This window comes from Achromobacter sp. ACM05 (assembly GCF_019218915.1).
Taxonomy (GTDB): Bacteria; Pseudomonadota; Gammaproteobacteria; order Burkholderiales; family Burkholderiaceae_B; genus Achromobacter; species Achromobacter animicus.
On the sequence record NZ_JAHUWQ010000004.1, the window covers coordinates 381992 to 398177 of the forward strand.

Genomic DNA, 16186 nt, shown 5'->3' on the forward strand with positions numbered 1-16186 from the left:
CTCCCGAAGACGGGCTTCGCGTTGCGTGTAGGGCGTGCGGTCCACTACGGATTGGCAAAAGTCCTGCTTCAGCAATGAAGAATGGCCGAAGCCGTTGGCAGTGCGGACACTAGGCGCTGTTCAGCTTCACGCTTCAATCACTGGAATCCCATCGCACCATGACTGCTCCCGATCAGACGGATGGCGTCTCGCAAGGCGTCGAGGCGCAATACCGCCAGGCGCTCGACGACGGCCGCTTCCTCATCCAGCGCTGCGGCGGCTGCGACCGCGCCGTGTTCTATCCCCGCATGATCTGCCCGCACTGCGGCGCGGACAAGCTTTCCTTCGCGGCGCCCGACGGGCGCGGCACCGTGTATTCCACCACCGTCGTGCGGCGCAAGCCCGAGGCGGGTGGCGACTACAACGTCGCGCTGATCGATCTGCAGGAAGGCGCGCGGCTGATGAGCCGCGTCGACGGTGTGGCGCCGGACGCCGTTCGCATCGGCATGGGCGTGCGCGCGCAGGTGATCCAGCAGGACGGCCGCGGGCTGGTCGTCTTTGTTCCCAACAAGGAGGCGGCATGACGCTGAACGAATTGCGCGGCGCCGTGGCGGTTGCCGGCGTGGGCCATGCAGGCCTCGGTCAAGCCACGGGCTTTACCGAAATGGAAATCCTGGTGCAGGCGGCGCAGCGCGCCGTGGCGGACGCGGGCCTGACGATGCGCGACATCGACGGCATCTGCACGGCCAGTGTGGCCGCGCCGATGTGGGCCATGCCGGTGATCGAACACCTGGGCATCCGCCCGACGTTCATCGACAGCACCATGCTGGGCGGGTCGAGCTTCGTGGCGCATCTGATGCCGGCGCTGCACGCGCTGGCCTCCGGCCAGTGCAATGCCGTGCTGGTCTGCTACGGCAGCACGCAGCGCACGTCCACGCTCAGCCGCGCCGAGGTAGGACGCGTGCGCAAGCAGTTCGATCCGCAACCCTACGAGTCTCCCTACGATCCGCTCAACCCGTTGTCCTCGTACGCGCTGGCAGCCGCCCGGCACATGCATCAGTACGGCACCCGGCGCGAAGATCTGGCGCGGGTGGCGCTGGCGGCCAACCAGTGGGCGCAGCTCAATCCGGAAGCGCAATTGCGCGAGCCGGCCACGCTGGATCAGATTCTGTCGGCGCGCATGGTGTCCGACCCCTTGAGCGTGCGCGATTGCTGCCTGGTCACCGACGGCGCGGGCGCCTACGTGCTGGTGCGCGCCGACCGCGCGCGCGATCTGCCGCGTCCGCCCGTCTATGTGCTGGGCAATGCGACGGCGGTGTGGAACCGGCAGATCTCTTCGATGGAAGACCTGACGGTCACCGCCGCGTCCGAGTCCGGCCGCCGGGCTTTCGCGATGGCGGGCCTTGCCCCCAAGGACATCGACGTCGTCGAGCTCTACGACGCGTTCACCATCAACACGTTGCTGTTCCTGGAAGACCTGGGCTTCTGCGCCAAGGGCGAAAGCAAGGAGTTCATCGCGGACGGCGCCATTGCGCCCGGGGGCCGGCTGCCGGTCAACACCAACGGCGGCGGGCTGTGCTGCGTGCATCCCGGCATGTATGGTGTCTTCATCATGATCGAGGCGGTGCGCCAGCTTCGCGGCGAATGCGGCGAACGGCAGGTTTCGGACGCACAGCTTGCGCTGGTGCATGGCAATGGCGGTACCCTGTCCAGCCAATCGACCGCCATCCTGGGCACCCAGGCAACTCTTTGATCCTGACGTATCAACCCATGTCTCACGCAGAACCCATCCCCCGCATCCACGACATCCTGGCGCTGCAGGCGCGCCGGCAGCCCGACGCCATCTGCCTGTACGAGGAAGGCGGCGGCACGGTGACCTACGCCCAGTTGTGGCAGCGGGTGCAGGACACGGCGCAATGGCTGCGCGGCCAGGGCGTGCAGCCCGGCCATCGCGTGATGATGGTGGGCGAGAACTGCACGGCGATGCTGGCGGCGCTGTTCGGGTGCGGCGTGGCAGGCGCTTGGCCCGTGGGCGTGAACGCGCGCCTGTCCGGCCGCGAGATCGACAACATCCGCCAGCACGCGCAGCCCGAGCTGGTGCTGTTCACGAGCGGCGTGTCGGCGGCGGCTGCCGCGCATGCCGCCGCGGCGGGCGCGGTCGACGCGGACGCGGCCGTCTGGGGACCGGGCGTCGCTGCCGCGCGCGCGGCCGAGCCGACGCACGCTGAAACCGGCGAGCTGGCCGGCGAGGTCGCTACGGTGATCTACACGTCAGGCACCACTGGCGCGCCCAAGGGCGTGATGGTGCCGCATCGCGGGCTGATCCACTTTGCGCGGGTGTCGGCGGCGTCACGCCGGCTGACGCCGCACGATATCGGTTACGCGGCGCTGCCGATGTCGCACATCTTTGGCATCGCGACCGTGTTGATGGCCACGCTGCACGCAGGGGCCAGCCTGGTGTTGCGCAGCCGCTTCGATCCGGAAGACGTGTTCAAGGCGCTGGCGCATCCCGGCGTCAGCATCCTGCAGGGCGTGCCGACGATGTTCAGCCGCCTGATGGCGGTGGCGCCGCCCCGCGCGGAACTGCGCGCGCCGGCCTTGCGCTACCTGTACACGGGCGGCGCGGCGCTGGATCCGACACAGAAGCGCGACGCCGAACGCTACTTCGGCGTGCCGATGCACCACGGCTACGGCATCACGGAGTACGCGGGATCGATGTTCATCACGGACATCGATTCGCCGCGGGACGATTGCTCGGCGGGGCATGCGGTGGACGGCGTGGAACTGCGTATCGGCAGCCCGGACGCGGCGACTGCGCCGGGCACGCGCGGCGACCTGCTGATCCGCGGTCCGGGCGTGATGCTGGGGTATTACCGCAACCCGGAACAGACAGCGCAGGCGCTGCTGCCGGGCGGCTGGCTCAACACGGGCGACATCGGCTTTGTCGACGCCAGCGGCGCGCTGTTCATCTCGGGGCGGTCGAAGGACCTGATCATCCGGTCGGGCTTCAACGTGTACCCGATCGAGGTCGAGTCGGTGATCAACGCGTTTCCCGGTGTGCGGCTGTCGGCCGTGGTGGGACGCGACACCGAAGATCACAACGAAGAGGTCATCGCTTTCGTCGAGCCGCTGCCGGGCGCGACGATCGACACGAATCTGCTGATGCTGCACCTGCGCGCCCAGCTTGCGCCGTACAAGCGGCCGGCGCGGATCATTCCCATCGAGACGATTCCCACCACCGTCAGCGGCAAGATCCTGAAGCAGCCGCTGAAAGAAAGGCTGGCGTAGGCGCGGACAGCTGTTCCGCTCTGACGACCGGCCACCTATGCACAAGGAGACAAGAGCGTGAACATCAAGACCCTGATCGCCGCGGCCTCGGCCGTGGCCGCGCTGGCTGGCGCGCAAACCGCGGCCGCGCAGACGTATCCCGACCGTCCCATCCGCCTGCTGGTGGGCTACGCGCCGGGCGGCCCGGTGGACACGACGGCGCGTGTCTTTGCGAAGTATCTCGGCGACAAGCTGGGACAGACCGTGGTGGTGGAGAACCGGGCGGGCGCGAGCGGCATGATCGCGACGGACGCGACCGCCAAGGCGACGCCGGACGGCTACATGCTGGGCTTTGCCGCCAGCCCGACGCTGACGATGTCGCCGCTGGTCCAGCGCAGCACGCTGTTTGACCCCCGCAAGGACTTTTCGCTGATCGGCCTGGTGGTGGATTACGCGAACGTGCTGCTGATCGGGCCGCAGATTCCAGCGAAGAATGTGGGCGAACTCGTCACCTATGCGCGGGAGCATCCGGAGGCGGTGTCGTTCGGGTCGGCGGGGATCGGGGCGTCGAATCATCTTTCGGCTGAATTGCTGAAGAAGCAGAGCCAGGCGTCGATGCTGCACGTGCCGTATCGGGGGAATTCACCGGCGATGATGGACGTGGTGAGCGGGAAGGTGACGTTCATGTTCGACATCACGAGCACGGCGATTCCATTCGTGAAAAGCGGCAAGGCGCGCGCGCTGGCGGTGACGTCGAAGACGCGCAATCCGGAGCTGCCGGACGTGCCGACGATGATGGAAGCCGGAATCAAGGATTACGAGGTGGTGGGCTGGTATGCCCTGGTGGGGCCGAAGAAGCTGCCTGATGCGGTGACGGCGCGGCTGACACAGGCGCTGTCGGAGGTGTCGAAGGATCCGGCTTTCCGCCAGGCGATGACGGAAGGCGGGTACACGATCAACGCGGGCGATTCGAAGGCGCTGCAGGCGCGGATCGACCGCGAGTACGCGTTGTGGTCGGACGTGATCCAGACCGCGAACATTCAGGCCAATTGATTTTCCCCGGAGCATCACGATGAATTCCCCGTCCGCATTGCGAGACCAGATCCGCCTGCCTGTGATTGGCGCCCCGATGTTTCTGGTGTCGGGGCCGCAACTGGTGGTCGCGCAGTGCGCGGCGGGGATCATCGGGACGTTTCCGTCGTTGAACGCGCGGCCGCAGGAGCAGTTGCACGAGTGGATCACGCGGATCGAAGATGGACTGGCGGCGCGGCGTCTCGCGGCGCCTGGGGAGAAGGTGGCGCCTTATGGAGTGAACCTGATCGTGCATCCGAGCAATCCGCGGTGGCAAGGCGACTTGGCGATTTGTGCGGAACGGCGGGTGCCGTTGCTGATTACTTCTCTGCATGCGCCGGAGGCTGTCGTGAAGGCGGCGCATGCCTATGGGGGGGTGGTCTATCACGATGTGACGAACGTGCGGCATGCGAAGCGGGCGCTGGATGCGGGGGTTGACGGGTTGATCCTGGTTGCCGCAGGGGCTGGCGGACATGCGGGGCAGATGAATCCGATTGCGCTGGTGAATGAGATACGGGCGTTTTATGACGGGCCGTTGGCGTTGTCGGGGTGCATCAGCCATGGGAAGGATATTTTGGCTGCGCAGGTGCTTGGGTGCGATTTTGCTTATATGGGGACTCGGTTTATTGCTACCCGGGAGTCGTTGGCGGGGGATGCTTATCGGGAGATGGTGCTGGCTGCGCAGGCGGGGGATGTGACTTATACGGCTTACTTTTCCGGGGTGCCGGCGAATTATTTGTCGGCCAGTATTTTGGCGGCGGGGTTGGATCCGGTTGTGTTGGGCAGCAATGGGGTGACGCCGCCTCCGAATATGGATAAGAGTTCGCGGCCTAAGGCTTGGAAGGATGTTTGGAGTGCTGGGCAGGGGGTGGGGGCTGTGCAGGAGGTGTTGGGGGTTGCTGATCTGGTGGCGCAGTTGGAGGGGGAGTATCTGGGGGCTATTGGTGCTGTGTCGCGAACGGTTTGAGTTCTTTTGACGCCCGGCGGTTCGTCGGGCTGAGTTGGTTCTTTTGACGCCCGGCGCGGCGTCGGCCTGGGGCGCGCGGGGCTACGATTGCGGTCCGGAGCCTTCGCTCCGGACTGCCCCGTCGTCATCGTCGTTGTCGCCTTCGGCGACTGCCTTCCGATTCCCTCGGGCGCATCTACACGCCCCGCGCGCCCCAGGCCGACGCCACACCGGGCTCGGGTGGCTTCAGCTTGGCGGGCGCTTTGACGGGTTGAGTTCTTGAGGTTCTTGGCTGCGCTTGCGCGGGTTTTGAGCGTCTTGCGGGGCCCGCGGCCGGTTGGCCGCGCGGGCGGCCTCCGGGCGCTTACGCGGTGTCTTGCGTTCGGGGATGGCGCTTCGCGCTTGCGGTGGCGGGTTCGTACTCTGGGTGTGTTTTTGCTCGCGATGTGCGCTGGTGTAGCAGGTGTCTGACACCCTTGAGGCACACCCCCGGCATCACGATAGTCCTCGCAGGGTGTCAGACACCCTCTCCGAGATGACGGCAACACCGGTAAACTGCGCGGTCATGCGGCGCCGGTTGGCGGCCGGACTTGTACATCCTCTGGAGAGCTTCACACCATGATTCGATATCTGGTCCTTTCGGCTTCGCTGGCGATGGCTGGCAGCGCTGTGGCCGCGCCCTCGTTCAATTGCGCCAAGGCTTCCACGCCGGTTGAGAAGTCTCTTTGCGGCAATTCGCGGTTGGGGGATCAGGATGCTGCCATTGCGCAGCAATACAAAGCCGTGCGCGATCAACTGGATGCCGAGGCGGCCAAGGCGTTGGTTGCCGATCAGAAGTACTTTCTGGGCGTGCGCGACAGAGCGTATGCAGAGCCCTACGTGCAGAGCACGCCTTTCCAGGCGCTTACCGACACCATGCGATATCGCTTGGAGTTTCTGAAAGCGATCAATCCCAAGCCGGCCGACGGATTTGTCGGCAAGTGGAGGAACATCGAGGGCGAGATCGAGGTTACGCAGAATTCGCGTGGCGAGTTTCTGGTGGCGGCGAATTCGGCGCGGCCGTATAGCGGGAACTGGGTTTGCGATTTGAGCGGCCGGGGCATTGTGTCGGGCGACACGCTGACGGTGATCTATCAGGATGGACCGCCGTGGTCGCTGACGCTCAAGCGCCGCGGTGCGGTGCTGGTGACGGTTGAGACGCCGGCTGCCGGTGTGAAGAATGAGGGCTTTGGGCCGCCGTTTTGTGGCATGAACGGCAGTTTGTCTGGCAACTGGTTCGCAGTGCGCTGATCACCACCGCGGTTGCGCGAGTGACCTGATGCGCAATCGCGCGCATCAGGTCACTCCTCGGGTGATGTCGGCAGTGCCGACCAGCCCGGTTCATGCTGATTTTCACGATTCCGACCGGATCACTCCAGCTTGATGTTCGCGGTCTTGATCAGGTCGCGCCACTTTGCGATTTCGTCGCGCACGAATTTGCCGAATTCCTCGGGCGAGCCCGGCTTGGGTTCCGCGCCGGCGGCGATCATTGCCTTTGCGGTGCTGTCGTTCGACAGGACCTTCACCATGTCCGCGTTGATGCGCTTGACGATGTCGGGCGGGGTGCCTTTAGGCGCCATGACGCCGCTCCACGAGTAGGCCTCGTAGCCGGGCAGGCCGGATTCGGCGATGGTGGGGATGTCGGGGACCATGCTGGATCGTGTGGGGTTGCCGACGCCCAGGGCGCGGATCTTGCCGCCTTTGAGGTGGGGGACGGCGGAGGGGCCGTCGGCGAACATGACTTGCACCTGGCCGCCGAGCAGGTCTTGCATGGCGGGTGCGCTGCCGCGGTATGGGACGTGCTGGATGCGCACGCCGGCCATGGCGTTGAAGAGTTCGCCGGCCAGGTGCGTGCCGCCGCCGGTGCCGGAGGAACTGAAGGACAGTTTGCCGGGGTTATGTTTGGCGTAGGCGATGAGTTCGCTGACGGTGTTGACGGGCAGCGCTGCGTTGACGACGAGGACGATGGGGAATACCGCGGCCATGCCTACTGGCACGAAGTCGGTGGTGATGTCGTAGCTGAGGTTGTTGCGCAGGCTGGGAAGGACTGCGTGGTGGATGGAGGCGAAGAAGAAGTTGTAGCCGTCGGGCTCTGCTTTCGCGGCGAACTGGGCGCCGACGATGCCGCCGGCGCCTGACTTGTTGTCGACGACGGTGGGCACGGACCAGAGTTGGCCAAGGGGCTGCGTGGTGAAGCGTGCGGTGGTGTCGACGGGGCCGCCGGCGGGAAAGGGAACGATGAAGGTGACGGCGTGGCCCGGCCAGGTGGCGGCGCGGGCCCAGGATGGAAGCATGGCGGCGGCGCAGGCTGCGCCCAGCCCCGCGAGGACGCGGCGGCGGTCTTGATGAATCACGGCAGTCTCCTGAGTTTTGTTCTGGTCACGGCTGGACATCGCGTGCTGCCGCCCGCCGCTGTTTTTTATTATTTGCCGAATGCGGATCGACGCCGCTACGTATTTGCAAAAGCCCCTCTTTCGCGCTGCCGGAAAGACGGACTGCACGCCCGGCGATCTCGCGGTGAGGCCGGGCTACGGCACACGGGCTAGGACATTCTGATCAGGACAAACCCCGACCCGGTGCATTCAGGTGATTGACCGCGGGCGTTTCAGCGTCGCAAGCGCACGACGACGACGCGGGCTGCCATGGGTGGCGGACGCCTTATCTGTTGCAGGCGCGATTGGGGCTGCAAGCGTCCTGTCTGTCGCAGCCCCCCTACTGCCCGCGTGCGGCGCGTTGCACGTGGCCGATGAAGCACTCGGCAAAACTGGGCAGGTCGCGGCCGCGCTGGCGGCACAGCAGGCGATCTCGCAGCGCCCAGGGGTCATCCAGTTTCAACACGTGCAGGAAATCAGGGCGGCTGTAGCGCGCCGCGCACGCGCGCGGCACGACGGCGATGCCTGCGCCGGCCTCGACCATGCGGCACACGGCTTCGAAGCTGCCTACGTGGACGCGTTGGCAGATGCGCTTGCCCAGGCCGCTGGCGATGTCTTCGAGGAAGGTCTGGATCGCGCTGTCCGGGTGGATGCCGACGAACTGGTAGGCGTCCACAAGATCGGCGAAATGCGCGGACTTCTGCGCGGCCAGCGGATGGTCCAGCGACGTGACTACGGTGAGTTCGTCGCGGAACAGCGGCGTGACGTCCAGGCCCTCGACGTCGATGTTGCCGGCGACAAGGCCCAGGTCGCCGGCGCCCGCGCGGATCGCGATGACGATGTCGCCGGAGATTTTTTCCTCGAGCTCGACGTCGACGTCCGGGTTCTCAGCGAGAAACGTGGACAGCGCATCGGCCAGGAAGGAATTGGTGGCGGTGGTATTGGCCAGCAGGCGCAGCCGTCCCTTCAGGCCGCTGGCGTAGGGCTGCAGATCGGCATTCAGGCATTCAAGCTGGCGGAAGACGGCATTGGCGTGCTTGAGCAGCACTTCGCCGGCGGGCGTGAGCGCGACGCCGGTGGCCATGCGCACCAGCAGACGGGCCTTGAATGCCTCTTCCATGTGCTTGACCCGCGCGCTTGCCGCAGGCAAGGACAGGAAAGTGCGTTCCGCAGCACGGGTCAGATTGAGTGTTTCGCCCACGTTCAAGAACAAACGCAGGTCCGTCAGATCATGTCTCATGTTCCACCACGCAGAAGGGGGGCATTTCTAATTTTGAATTCTTCGAATGCCGGGTCGAATCTACCATGAGGCCATGCCCATGAACCAGACGGGTTGATGCGGAACTGTTTTCCACAGACGGCGTGCGCGCCGCAGCACAGGAGTCAGAAGCAATGAGCGGCTTGGTATCCGGAAAGGTGGTGATCGTGACGGGCGCGGGCGGTGGCATCGGCCGCAGCGTGGCGCTGGCAATGGCCGAGGCGGGCGCGAAGGTCGTGGTGAACGACATCGGCGTGTCGCTCACGGGCGAAGGCGGCGCGGACGGCCCCGCGCAGGCGGTCGTGAAGGAAATCGTGGAGGCGGGTGGCCAAGCCGTCGCCAACACCGACAGCGTGGCGGCGTACGACAGCGCCAGCCGCGTCGTGCAGACGGCGATCGATGCATTCGGTCGGGTGGACGCCGTGATCAACAACGCGGGCAACCTGCGCGACCGGGTTTTCCACAAGATGAGCGAAGAGGAATGGCGGCAGGTGATCGACGTGCACCTGAACGGCTCGTTCTACATGAGCCGCGCGGCGGCGCCCTACTTTCGTGAACAGGAATCGGGCGCCTTCGTGCACATGACGTCCACCTCGGGCTTGATCGGCAATTTTGGACAGGCCAACTATGCAGCCGCCAAACTGGGCATCGTCGCATTGTCCAAGTCGATTGCGCTGGACATGGCGCGCTACAACGTGCGGTCCAACTGCATCGCGCCGTTTGCCTGGAGCCGCATGACGAGCTCCATTCCGGCGGAGACCGACGAAGAAAAGGCGCGCGTCGAGAAGCTGAAAAAGATGGAGGCCGGCAAGGTGGCGCCGATGGCCGTGTTTCTGGCCAGCGACGCGGCCAGCGAGATCACGGCGCAGATCTTTGCCGTGCGCGCGAACGAGATCATGCTGATGAGCCAGCCCCGCCCGCTGCGCACGGTGCATCACAGCGAAGGCTGGACGCCGGAGCGCATCGCCGAGATCGCCGCGCCCGCGATGCGCAAGCACTTCTACGCGTTGGAGCGTTCGCCCGACGTGATCGATTGGGATCCCATCTGAGGCCGCCACATGCCGTTGGACTATGCAACCGTGAAGGACTGGCGCTTTGACGATGTGCGTCAGCGTTATGAACAGAAGGACACGATGCTGTATGCGCTGGGCATCGGCCTGGGACAGGATCCGGAAGATGCGGGACAACTGCGCTACGTGTACGAAAAGGACCTGCGCGCGTTCCCGACGATGAGCGTGATCCTCGGCTACCCGGGGTTCTGGGTGAGCGACCCGCGCTCGACGGTGGACTGGGTGAAAGTGGTGCATGGCGAGCAGCGGCTGACGTTGCACGCGCCGCTGCCGGTGTCGGGCGTCGTCACCGGCAAAACGCGCAACACGCACGTGATCGACAAGGGTGCGGACAAGGGCGCCATCATCGTCAGCGAACGCACGCTGCACGACGAAGACGGCCAATGCCTGGCCACGCTGCGCTCCAGCACGTTCTGCCGCGGGGATGGCGGATTCGGCGACGGCGATGCCAGCCCCGAAGCCCTGCCCGCCGCGCCCGATGGCGACCCGGAATTGCGCTGCGAGCTGCGCATTCCGTCCAGCGCCGCGCTGCTGTATCGCTTGAACGCCGACCGCAATCCGCTGCACGCGGACCCGGAAGTCGCGCGCCAGGCGGGTTATCCCCGGCCCATCCTGCACGGCTTGTGCTCGTACGGCGTGGCGGCGCATGCCATCGTCAAGACCTTCTGCGACTACGACGCGGCGCGGCTCACCAGCCTGAATACGCGGTTCTCGGCGCCCGTCTATCCGGGCGAGACGCTGCAGTGCGACATGTGGCGCATGCCGGATGGCCAGATCCGCTTCATTGCGCGCGCGAAAGAGCGCGGCATCGTGGTCATGAGCCACGGCACCGCGACGGTGCAATCATGACGCGCCCGCCTCCGCTTGACGGCATCCGCGTGCTGGACCTGTCGCGCATCCTGGCCGGCCCGTGGTGCACGCAGAACCTGGCCGACCTGGGCGCCGACGTCATTAAGATCGAACGCCCGCGCGTCGGCGACGACACCCGCGCTTGGGGACCGCCCTTCTTAAAGGACGGGGACGGCCAGGACACCAACGAATCGGCGTATTACCTTAGCGCCAACCGCAACAAGCGCTCGGTCGAAGCCGACATGGCCACGCCCGAAGGCGCGGCGCTGATTCGCGAACTGGCGGCGGTCAGCGACATTCTGGTCGAGAACTTCAAGGTGGGCGGACTGGCCAAGTACGGGCTGGATTATGAAAGCCTGAAAGCCATCAACCCGCGCCTCATCTATTGCTCGGTCACCGGCTTCGGCCAGGATGGTCCGTTTGCGCAGCGGCCCGGCTACGACTTCATGATCCAGGGCATGGGCGGGCTGATGAGCATCACGGGCGAGCGCGACGACCTGCCGGGCGGCGGGCCGCAGAAGGCGGGCGTGGCGGTCACCGACATCGTGACCGGCATGTACGCCACCGTAGCGGTGCTGGCGGCCCTGCAGGAGCGTCATCGCAGCGGTCAGGGCCAGCATCTGGACATTGCGCTGCTGGATAGCCACGTGGCCCTGCTGGCGAACCAGAACTCCAACTACTTCAACTCGGGCGTGGCGCCCACGCGCGCCGGCAACGCGCATCAGAATGTGGTGCCCTATCAGGTGTTTGCGGCCAGCGACGGCCACCTGATCGTCGCCACGGGCAACGAATCGCAGTACCGCGCCTACTGCCGCGCCATCGGTGTGCCGGAACTGGGCGACGATCCGCGCTTTGCCACGAACCGGCTGCGCGTCACCAACCGCGTGGAGCTGATCGGCATCCTGACGGACATCATGCGCGAAGGCCGGCGTGATGACTGGATTGCCAAGCTGGAAGCAGTGGGTGTGCCATGCGGGCCGATCAACGACATCGCTCAGGCGTTTGCGCACCCGCAGGCGCAGGCGCGGCAGCTGCGTCGCGACATGCCGCATCCGGCGGGCGGCGTGGCGCCCGTGACGGCCAGTCCGCTGCGGTTTTCGGATTCTCCCATCGTGTACCGCCGCGCGCCACCGATGCTGGGCGAGCATACCGAGGAAGTGCTGCGCGACGTGCTGGGCAAGTCGGCGGAGGCGATTGCGGCGTTTCGGAAGTAAGCCGGGGGGGGAAGGCGCGGCAGCACGCTGCAGCGTCACCCCGGGCATCGCCGCGCGGCTCAGTGCATGCCGTCGAGCAGCCAGTGGCGCGTGTTGAACCAGCCTCGAAACACGCGCGCGCCTTGCGGGCCGGCGTCATGCTGCGGCAGCCGCTGGCCGCCTGCCGCCACGTGCAGGCCGCGAATCACGGGTTCGAAGCGATCGCGAAACGCCCTGCTCTGCGCCCGGAAATGCGCATCCATGGCGGCGATCGTCGCGGCCTGCGCCCCCTGCGGCAGCATCGACAGAAAGAACAGCACCTGCCGCCAGGCGTAGGCGGTGTTGCGGGTCATCCGCACACACGCATGCCAATCGTGGATCTTCATCTGATGGCGCGCGCAGATCCATTCGAAACCGGCCATCGCCATGCGGCCGTACTGGTCACGCAGCCTGTCATCCAGCCCTGCGCCCTTCACCAGCACGGCAAGATTCTGCGTCGTCAGGATCTGCTGCTGCTCGATCACCATGCCGTTGGCGCCCACCTGGCCGAATCCTGGCTGTACGCCGGCGCGCGTGATGCAAAGCCGGTCAAACGCATCGGCGCCGGCGTCCTGGTCACGTGATTTGCGCGGCAACGGCAACGCCAGCACCTGGCGGGCGTCGATGTCGAAATAGCGGGTGTACAGACAGTCGCCGAGCAGCGCCGCCGCGCATTGCGCCGCCTCCTGGAACTTGCGTCCGAATCGCCCCATGAAGATGTCCGCCGCCACCTCATCCACCAGCGGCAGCGACCATTGCGCGCGCTCGGCAAGCGCATGCAGTTCCTGCAGCAGCTTGTTCGGCACGGGCGCATGCGGAAATGACGCCAGCGCGAGTTCCGCGATTTCCGTCAGCGCGGCGCGCGCCGCGTCGGCATCCTGCCGCGCGGGATGCCGCAGGTTCTCCAGGGACGCGATCCAGGGCAACCGGTCGAACGAGGCCTGCCGTTCAAGATTGACCAGGAGTAGCGATCGGCGCCGGCGGAACGCGCGATAACAAGCGCTGTAGAGCGTGCGCAATGCGGCATCGTCGAAGCCGCCGCTTTGCAGGCCCGACGTGATCTGCGGCGTCAGCGTCGCCAGGAAGTCCGATGAGGTGATCAGTTCCCGCGTCACCAGGTCGGCCAGCGTGCCGCTCTGGCAGCGCTGCGCGCGCCGCGCGATGGGCGCCGGCACCTGCACGCCCGGCGGCAATTGGAGCGTTGCGGCTTCGGTCGCACTCATCGGCGCCAGCACCGGGGCCAGGTCGCGCACGCCGGCCGTCGGCGGATGATTCCGCAAGCGAGCGGCCACCACGCGCGCGATCTCATGGAATCCCACTGCGGAAACATCCTCGCGCTGACGTTGGCGCAGGGCCTCGTGCTCCGCGGACCCGGGCTCGCCATGCGCGGCCACGAAATCGCGGACGATGCGGCGTATGCGGCCGACCTGCCTGCCGGTCAGGCTGGCAGCGTCCTGCGCGCATTGGGCCAGCAGGCCGAAGAGCTCGCGTTTGTGGCGATGTCTGCGCGACGTGCCGGCCGGCACCTGGCCGCTGTCCTGGGCGGCATTGATCTCGTTCGTCAGCGCCTGCGCGCGTTGACGCCAATCCTGCGGATAACGCCGGCACGGCCAATCGTCTTCGACCGTTTCAAGGAACAGCGCGACGGTGCGATCGTAAACGGGCAGCAGGTTCTGAACGGCCACGCGCTGCGCCGCGATGCGCGGCTGCGCCGGAAGGGTCGACAGTCGGGCGGCAACGTCGCCCGCCGTGCTGACATGGATGTCGGCGCCCGACGCCTCATCGGACGGTCCCGGCGCGGGGAAGAATCGCAGCCGGTCGAAGAACGGCGCCACCACCGCGACCAGTTCCCGCGCGGCGTCGCCAAGCCCTTGACCCAACAGCCACGCCACCACGGCCAGCGCGGCTTCTTCCGGCACCTCGATGCGATAGTCGCCACGCGCCAGGCGGTCTTGCAGCTGCGCGACGCCGGCCTCGCTGAGAAACCAGGCATTGAGATCGCGCCGTTCGCTGCCCGGCGTGATGCCGGAAAGCGTCGCCGCCAATTCGCGCTCGTAGGGCGTCAGGGGTCCGCCGGCGAGCAGATCCCCCGTGGCAAAGCCGCCGGTGGCGACGTCCAGCGTCACCCAGTCGGGAATGCCGGGCAGCGGCGTGGCGGAACCATAGCTGGCCGAACCGTCCAGCGCATGCGCCAGAACCTGGCGCCAGCGTTCAACGCGCACGGCAGCGCGCTCGCGCACGGCGGGGTCCGGGTGGGTCTCGAGGGTCAGGAAGGCTTTGGCGAGCATGGCCGCGGCATAGCCGCCACCCGCCCCGTGCGCATCCGGCGCGTCATCCATGCTGCGTCGCTTGGAAAAGAGGAAGGGATCCGGGAGCTGGATTCGAACCAGCGCCTATCCGGACTGGAGCCGAATGTTCTGCCGCTGAACTATCCCGGAACGACGGACGGAGTATATACATCGATTGCGCCGCGCACCCGGCAAAAAATCCGTCAAAAAAATTGGCCGCTGATGTCAGCGGCCAATTCGGACTTCATGCAGTCAAGGCGTTCAGGCAACGGCAACCGGGATCTTGCCGATCTTGGCCTGCCATTCCTTCGGGCCGGTCGTGTGGACCGAGGTGCCCTGAGCGTCGACCGCCACCGTCACCGGCATGTCCTTCACGTCGAACTCATAGATGGCTTCCATGCCCAGGTCCGCAAAGCCCAGCACCTTGGCGCCGCGGATCGCCTTGGACACCAGGTAGGCAGCGCCGCCGACGGCCATCAGGTAGGCCGAGCCGTGCTTCTTGATGGCCTCGATCGCGACGGGGCCGCGCTCGGACTTGCCGATCATCGAGATCAGGCCCGTCTTCTCGAGCATCATGTCCGTGAACTTGTCCATGCGCGTGGCGGTGGTGGGGCCTGCCGGGCCGACCACTTCATCGCCCACCGGATCCACCGGACCCACGTAGTAGATGACGCGGTTGGTGAAGTCCACGGGCAGCGGTTCGCCCTTGGCCAGCATGTCCTGGATGCGCTTGTGCGCGGCGTCGCGGCCGGTGAGCATCTTGCCCGACAGCAGCAGGGTCTGGCCCGGCTTCCAGCTGGCGACTTCTTCCTTGGTCAGCGTGTTCAGGTCGACCTGCTTGGACTTGTTGTAGTCCGGCGCCCAGTGCACTTCGGGCCATTCGGACAGCGACGGCGGATCCAGGCGCGCGGGGCCCGAGCCGTCCAGCTCGAAGTGCGCGTGGCGCGTGGCCGCGCAGTTCGGGATCATGGCGACGGGCTTGGAGGCCGCGTGGGTCGGGAAGGTGCTGATCTTGACGTCCAGCACGGTGGTCAGGCCGCCCAGGCCCTGGGCGCCGATGCCCAGCGCGTTGACCTTTTCGTAGAGCTCGATGCGCAGCTCTTCCAGCTTGTTCTGCGGGCCGCGGGCCAGCAGCTCATACATGTCGATGTCTTCCATCAGCGACTGCTTGGCCATCAGCATGGCCTTTTCGGCCGTGCCGCCAACGCCGATGCCCAGCATGCCGGGCGGGCACCAGCCGGCGCCCATCGACGGAACGGTCTTGAGCACCCAGTCCACCAGCGAATCGCTGGGGTTCAGCATGGCGAACTTGGTCTTGTTCTCGGAACCGCCACCCTTCGAGGCGATCTGCACGTCAACCTTGTCACCCTGAACAAGCTCGACGTGCAGGATACAGGGCGTGTTGTCGCGCGTGTTCTTGCGCGCGAAGAGCGGGTCGTCCAGCACGGAGGCGCGCAGCGGATTGTCCGGATTCAGATAGCCGCGGCGCACGCCTTCGTCACAGAGCTCCTGCAGGGTGCGCTTGGTGTCAAAGCGCACGCTCATGCCGATCTTCAGGAAGACGTTGACGATGCCGGTGTCCTGGCACAGCGGACGCTTGCCCTCGGCGCACATGCGCGAGTTGGTCAGGATCTGCGCCATCGCATCGCGCGCGGCCGGGCTTTCCTCGCGCTCGTAGGCGCGCGCCAGGTGGCGGATGTAATCGACGGGGTGGTAATAGCTGATGAACTGGATGCCATCGGCTATCGACTGGATCAAGTCTTCTTCTTTAATGATGACGGACATGGCGATTTGCAGGTCTGGAGGGGGAAACGT

At 66.1% G+C, this 16186-nt stretch carries 13 protein-coding genes and 1 tRNA gene; 9 read left to right on the forward strand and 5 right to left on the reverse strand.

The features are described from left to right. The first annotated feature begins 158 nt into the window (after window positions 1-158). The 6 genes from KW836_RS23985 to KW836_RS24010 all read left to right on the forward strand — a co-directional run bounded on the left by KW836_RS23985 (window position 159) and on the right by KW836_RS24010 (window position 6553). Window positions 159-563: a Zn-ribbon domain-containing OB-fold protein gene (locus KW836_RS23985; protein WP_218344968.1), complete on the forward strand. Its 405-nt coding sequence runs from the start codon at window positions 159-161 to the stop codon at window positions 561-563. Then, entirely contained in the window at window positions 560-1732 is a 1173-nt protein-coding gene (locus tag KW836_RS23990; RefSeq protein ID WP_175123282.1) for a thiolase, read from the forward strand. The genes KW836_RS23985 and KW836_RS23990 overlap by 4 nt, the downstream gene beginning before the upstream one ends. Before the next feature lie 17 nt (window positions 1733-1749). Beyond that, the gene (locus tag KW836_RS23995) at window positions 1750-3267 is read left to right on the forward strand and encodes a class I adenylate-forming enzyme family protein (RefSeq protein WP_218344969.1); all 1518 of its coding nucleotides are present in this window, start codon (window positions 1750-1752) and stop codon (window positions 3265-3267) included. A 57-nt stretch (window positions 3268-3324) separates the two neighbouring features. Beyond that, window positions 3325-4299, forward strand: coding sequence for a tripartite tricarboxylate transporter substrate binding protein (locus KW836_RS24000; protein WP_218344970.1), 975 nt, complete (start codon window positions 3325-3327; stop codon window positions 4297-4299). A 19-nt stretch (window positions 4300-4318) separates the two neighbouring features. Then, window positions 4319-5284 carry a nitronate monooxygenase family protein gene (locus tag KW836_RS24005; protein WP_218344971.1) on the forward strand — a complete coding sequence of 322 codons (966 nt, stop codon included), beginning with the start codon at window positions 4319-4321 and terminating at the stop codon, window positions 5282-5284. Between the two features lie 597 nt (window positions 5285-5881). After that, the gene (locus KW836_RS24010; RefSeq protein ID WP_218344972.1) at window positions 5882-6553 is read left to right on the forward strand and encodes a lysozyme inhibitor LprI family protein; all 672 of its coding nucleotides are present in this window, start codon (window positions 5882-5884) and stop codon (window positions 6551-6553) included. A 119-nt stretch (window positions 6554-6672) separates the two neighbouring features. Here the strand turns inward: KW836_RS24010 and KW836_RS24015 are convergent, their stop codons facing one another. Together KW836_RS24015 and KW836_RS24020 are read right to left on the reverse strand one after the other, a co-directional pair. Beyond that, on the reverse strand, window positions 6673-7695 hold the full coding sequence (locus tag KW836_RS24015) for a tripartite tricarboxylate transporter substrate binding protein (protein WP_218344973.1): 1023 nt from the start codon (window positions 7693-7695) through the stop codon (window positions 6673-6675). 319 nt (window positions 7696-8014) lie between these two features. Beyond that, window positions 8015-8914, reverse strand: coding sequence for a LysR family transcriptional regulator (locus tag KW836_RS24020; RefSeq protein WP_218344974.1), 900 nt, complete (start codon window positions 8912-8914; stop codon window positions 8015-8017). A gap of 152 nt (window positions 8915-9066) precedes the next feature. On the opposite strand from KW836_RS24020, the gene KW836_RS24025 reads away from it, so the two are divergent. From KW836_RS24025 to KW836_RS24035, 3 genes are read left to right on the forward strand one after another with little or no spacing between them, the layout of a single operon-like run. Then, entirely contained in the window at window positions 9067-9981 is a 915-nt protein-coding gene (locus KW836_RS24025) for an SDR family NAD(P)-dependent oxidoreductase (RefSeq protein WP_175138867.1), read from the forward strand. Window positions 9982-9990: 9 nt separating this feature from the next. Continuing rightward, window positions 9991-10851: a MaoC/PaaZ C-terminal domain-containing protein gene (locus KW836_RS24030; RefSeq protein WP_175123289.1), complete on the forward strand. Its 861-nt coding sequence runs from the start codon at window positions 9991-9993 to the stop codon at window positions 10849-10851. After that, window positions 10848-12065, forward strand: coding sequence for a CaiB/BaiF CoA-transferase family protein (locus KW836_RS24035; protein WP_218344975.1), 1218 nt, complete (start codon window positions 10848-10850; stop codon window positions 12063-12065). The genes KW836_RS24030 and KW836_RS24035 overlap by 4 nt, the downstream gene beginning before the upstream one ends. 59 nt (window positions 12066-12124) lie before the next feature. Here the strand turns inward: KW836_RS24035 and KW836_RS24040 are convergent, their stop codons facing one another. The 3 genes from KW836_RS24040 to KW836_RS24050 all read right to left on the reverse strand — a co-directional run bounded on the left by KW836_RS24040 (window position 12125) and on the right by KW836_RS24050 (window position 16156). Further along, entirely contained in the window at window positions 12125-14422 is a 2298-nt protein-coding gene (locus tag KW836_RS24040) for a hypothetical protein (protein ID WP_218344976.1), read from the reverse strand. Window positions 14423-14449: 27 nt separating this feature from the next. Continuing rightward, window positions 14450-14521 (reverse strand) — tRNA-Trp (locus tag KW836_RS24045). 111 nt (window positions 14522-14632) lie between these two features. Beyond that, window positions 14633-16156: a fumarate hydratase gene (locus KW836_RS24050; protein WP_105237456.1), complete on the reverse strand. Its 1524-nt coding sequence runs from the start codon at window positions 16154-16156 to the stop codon at window positions 14633-14635. Window positions 16157-16186: the final 30 nt, after the last annotated feature.

Bases quoted from the DNA above. Each gene is read 5' to 3' on its own strand.
- KW836_RS23985 (WP_218344968.1), top strand. From the start codon at position 159: ATGACTGCTCCCGATCAGACGGATGGCGTCTCGCAAGGCGTCGAGGCG.
- KW836_RS23990 (WP_175123282.1), top strand. From the start codon at position 560: ATGACGCTGAACGAATTGCGCGGCGCCGTGGCGGTTGCCGGCGTGGGC.
- KW836_RS23995 (WP_218344969.1), top strand. From the start codon at position 1,750: ATGTCTCACGCAGAACCCATCCCCCGCATCCACGACATCCTGGCGCTG.
- KW836_RS24005 (WP_218344971.1), top strand. From the start codon at position 4,319: ATGAATTCCCCGTCCGCATTGCGAGACCAGATCCGCCTGCCTGTGATT.
- KW836_RS24010 (WP_218344972.1), top strand. From the start codon at position 5,882: ATGATTCGATATCTGGTCCTTTCGGCTTCGCTGGCGATGGCTGGCAGC.
- KW836_RS24015 (WP_218344973.1), bottom strand. From the start codon at position 7,695: ATGTCCAGCCGTGACCAGAACAAAACTCAGGAGACTGCCGTGATTCAT.
- KW836_RS24020 (WP_218344974.1), bottom strand. From the start codon at position 8,914: ATGAGACATGATCTGACGGACCTGCGTTTGTTCTTGAACGTGGGCGAA.
- KW836_RS24025 (WP_175138867.1), top strand. From the start codon at position 9,067: ATGAGCGGCTTGGTATCCGGAAAGGTGGTGATCGTGACGGGCGCGGGC.
- KW836_RS24030 (WP_175123289.1), top strand. From the start codon at position 9,991: ATGCCGTTGGACTATGCAACCGTGAAGGACTGGCGCTTTGACGATGTG.
- KW836_RS24035 (WP_218344975.1), top strand. From the start codon at position 10,848: ATGACGCGCCCGCCTCCGCTTGACGGCATCCGCGTGCTGGACCTGTCG.
- KW836_RS24040 (WP_218344976.1), bottom strand. From the start codon at position 14,422: ATGGATGACGCGCCGGATGCGCACGGGGCGGGTGGCGGCTATGCCGCG.
- KW836_RS24050 (WP_105237456.1), bottom strand. From the start codon at position 16,156: ATGTCCGTCATCATTAAAGAAGAAGACTTGATCCAGTCGATAGCCGAT.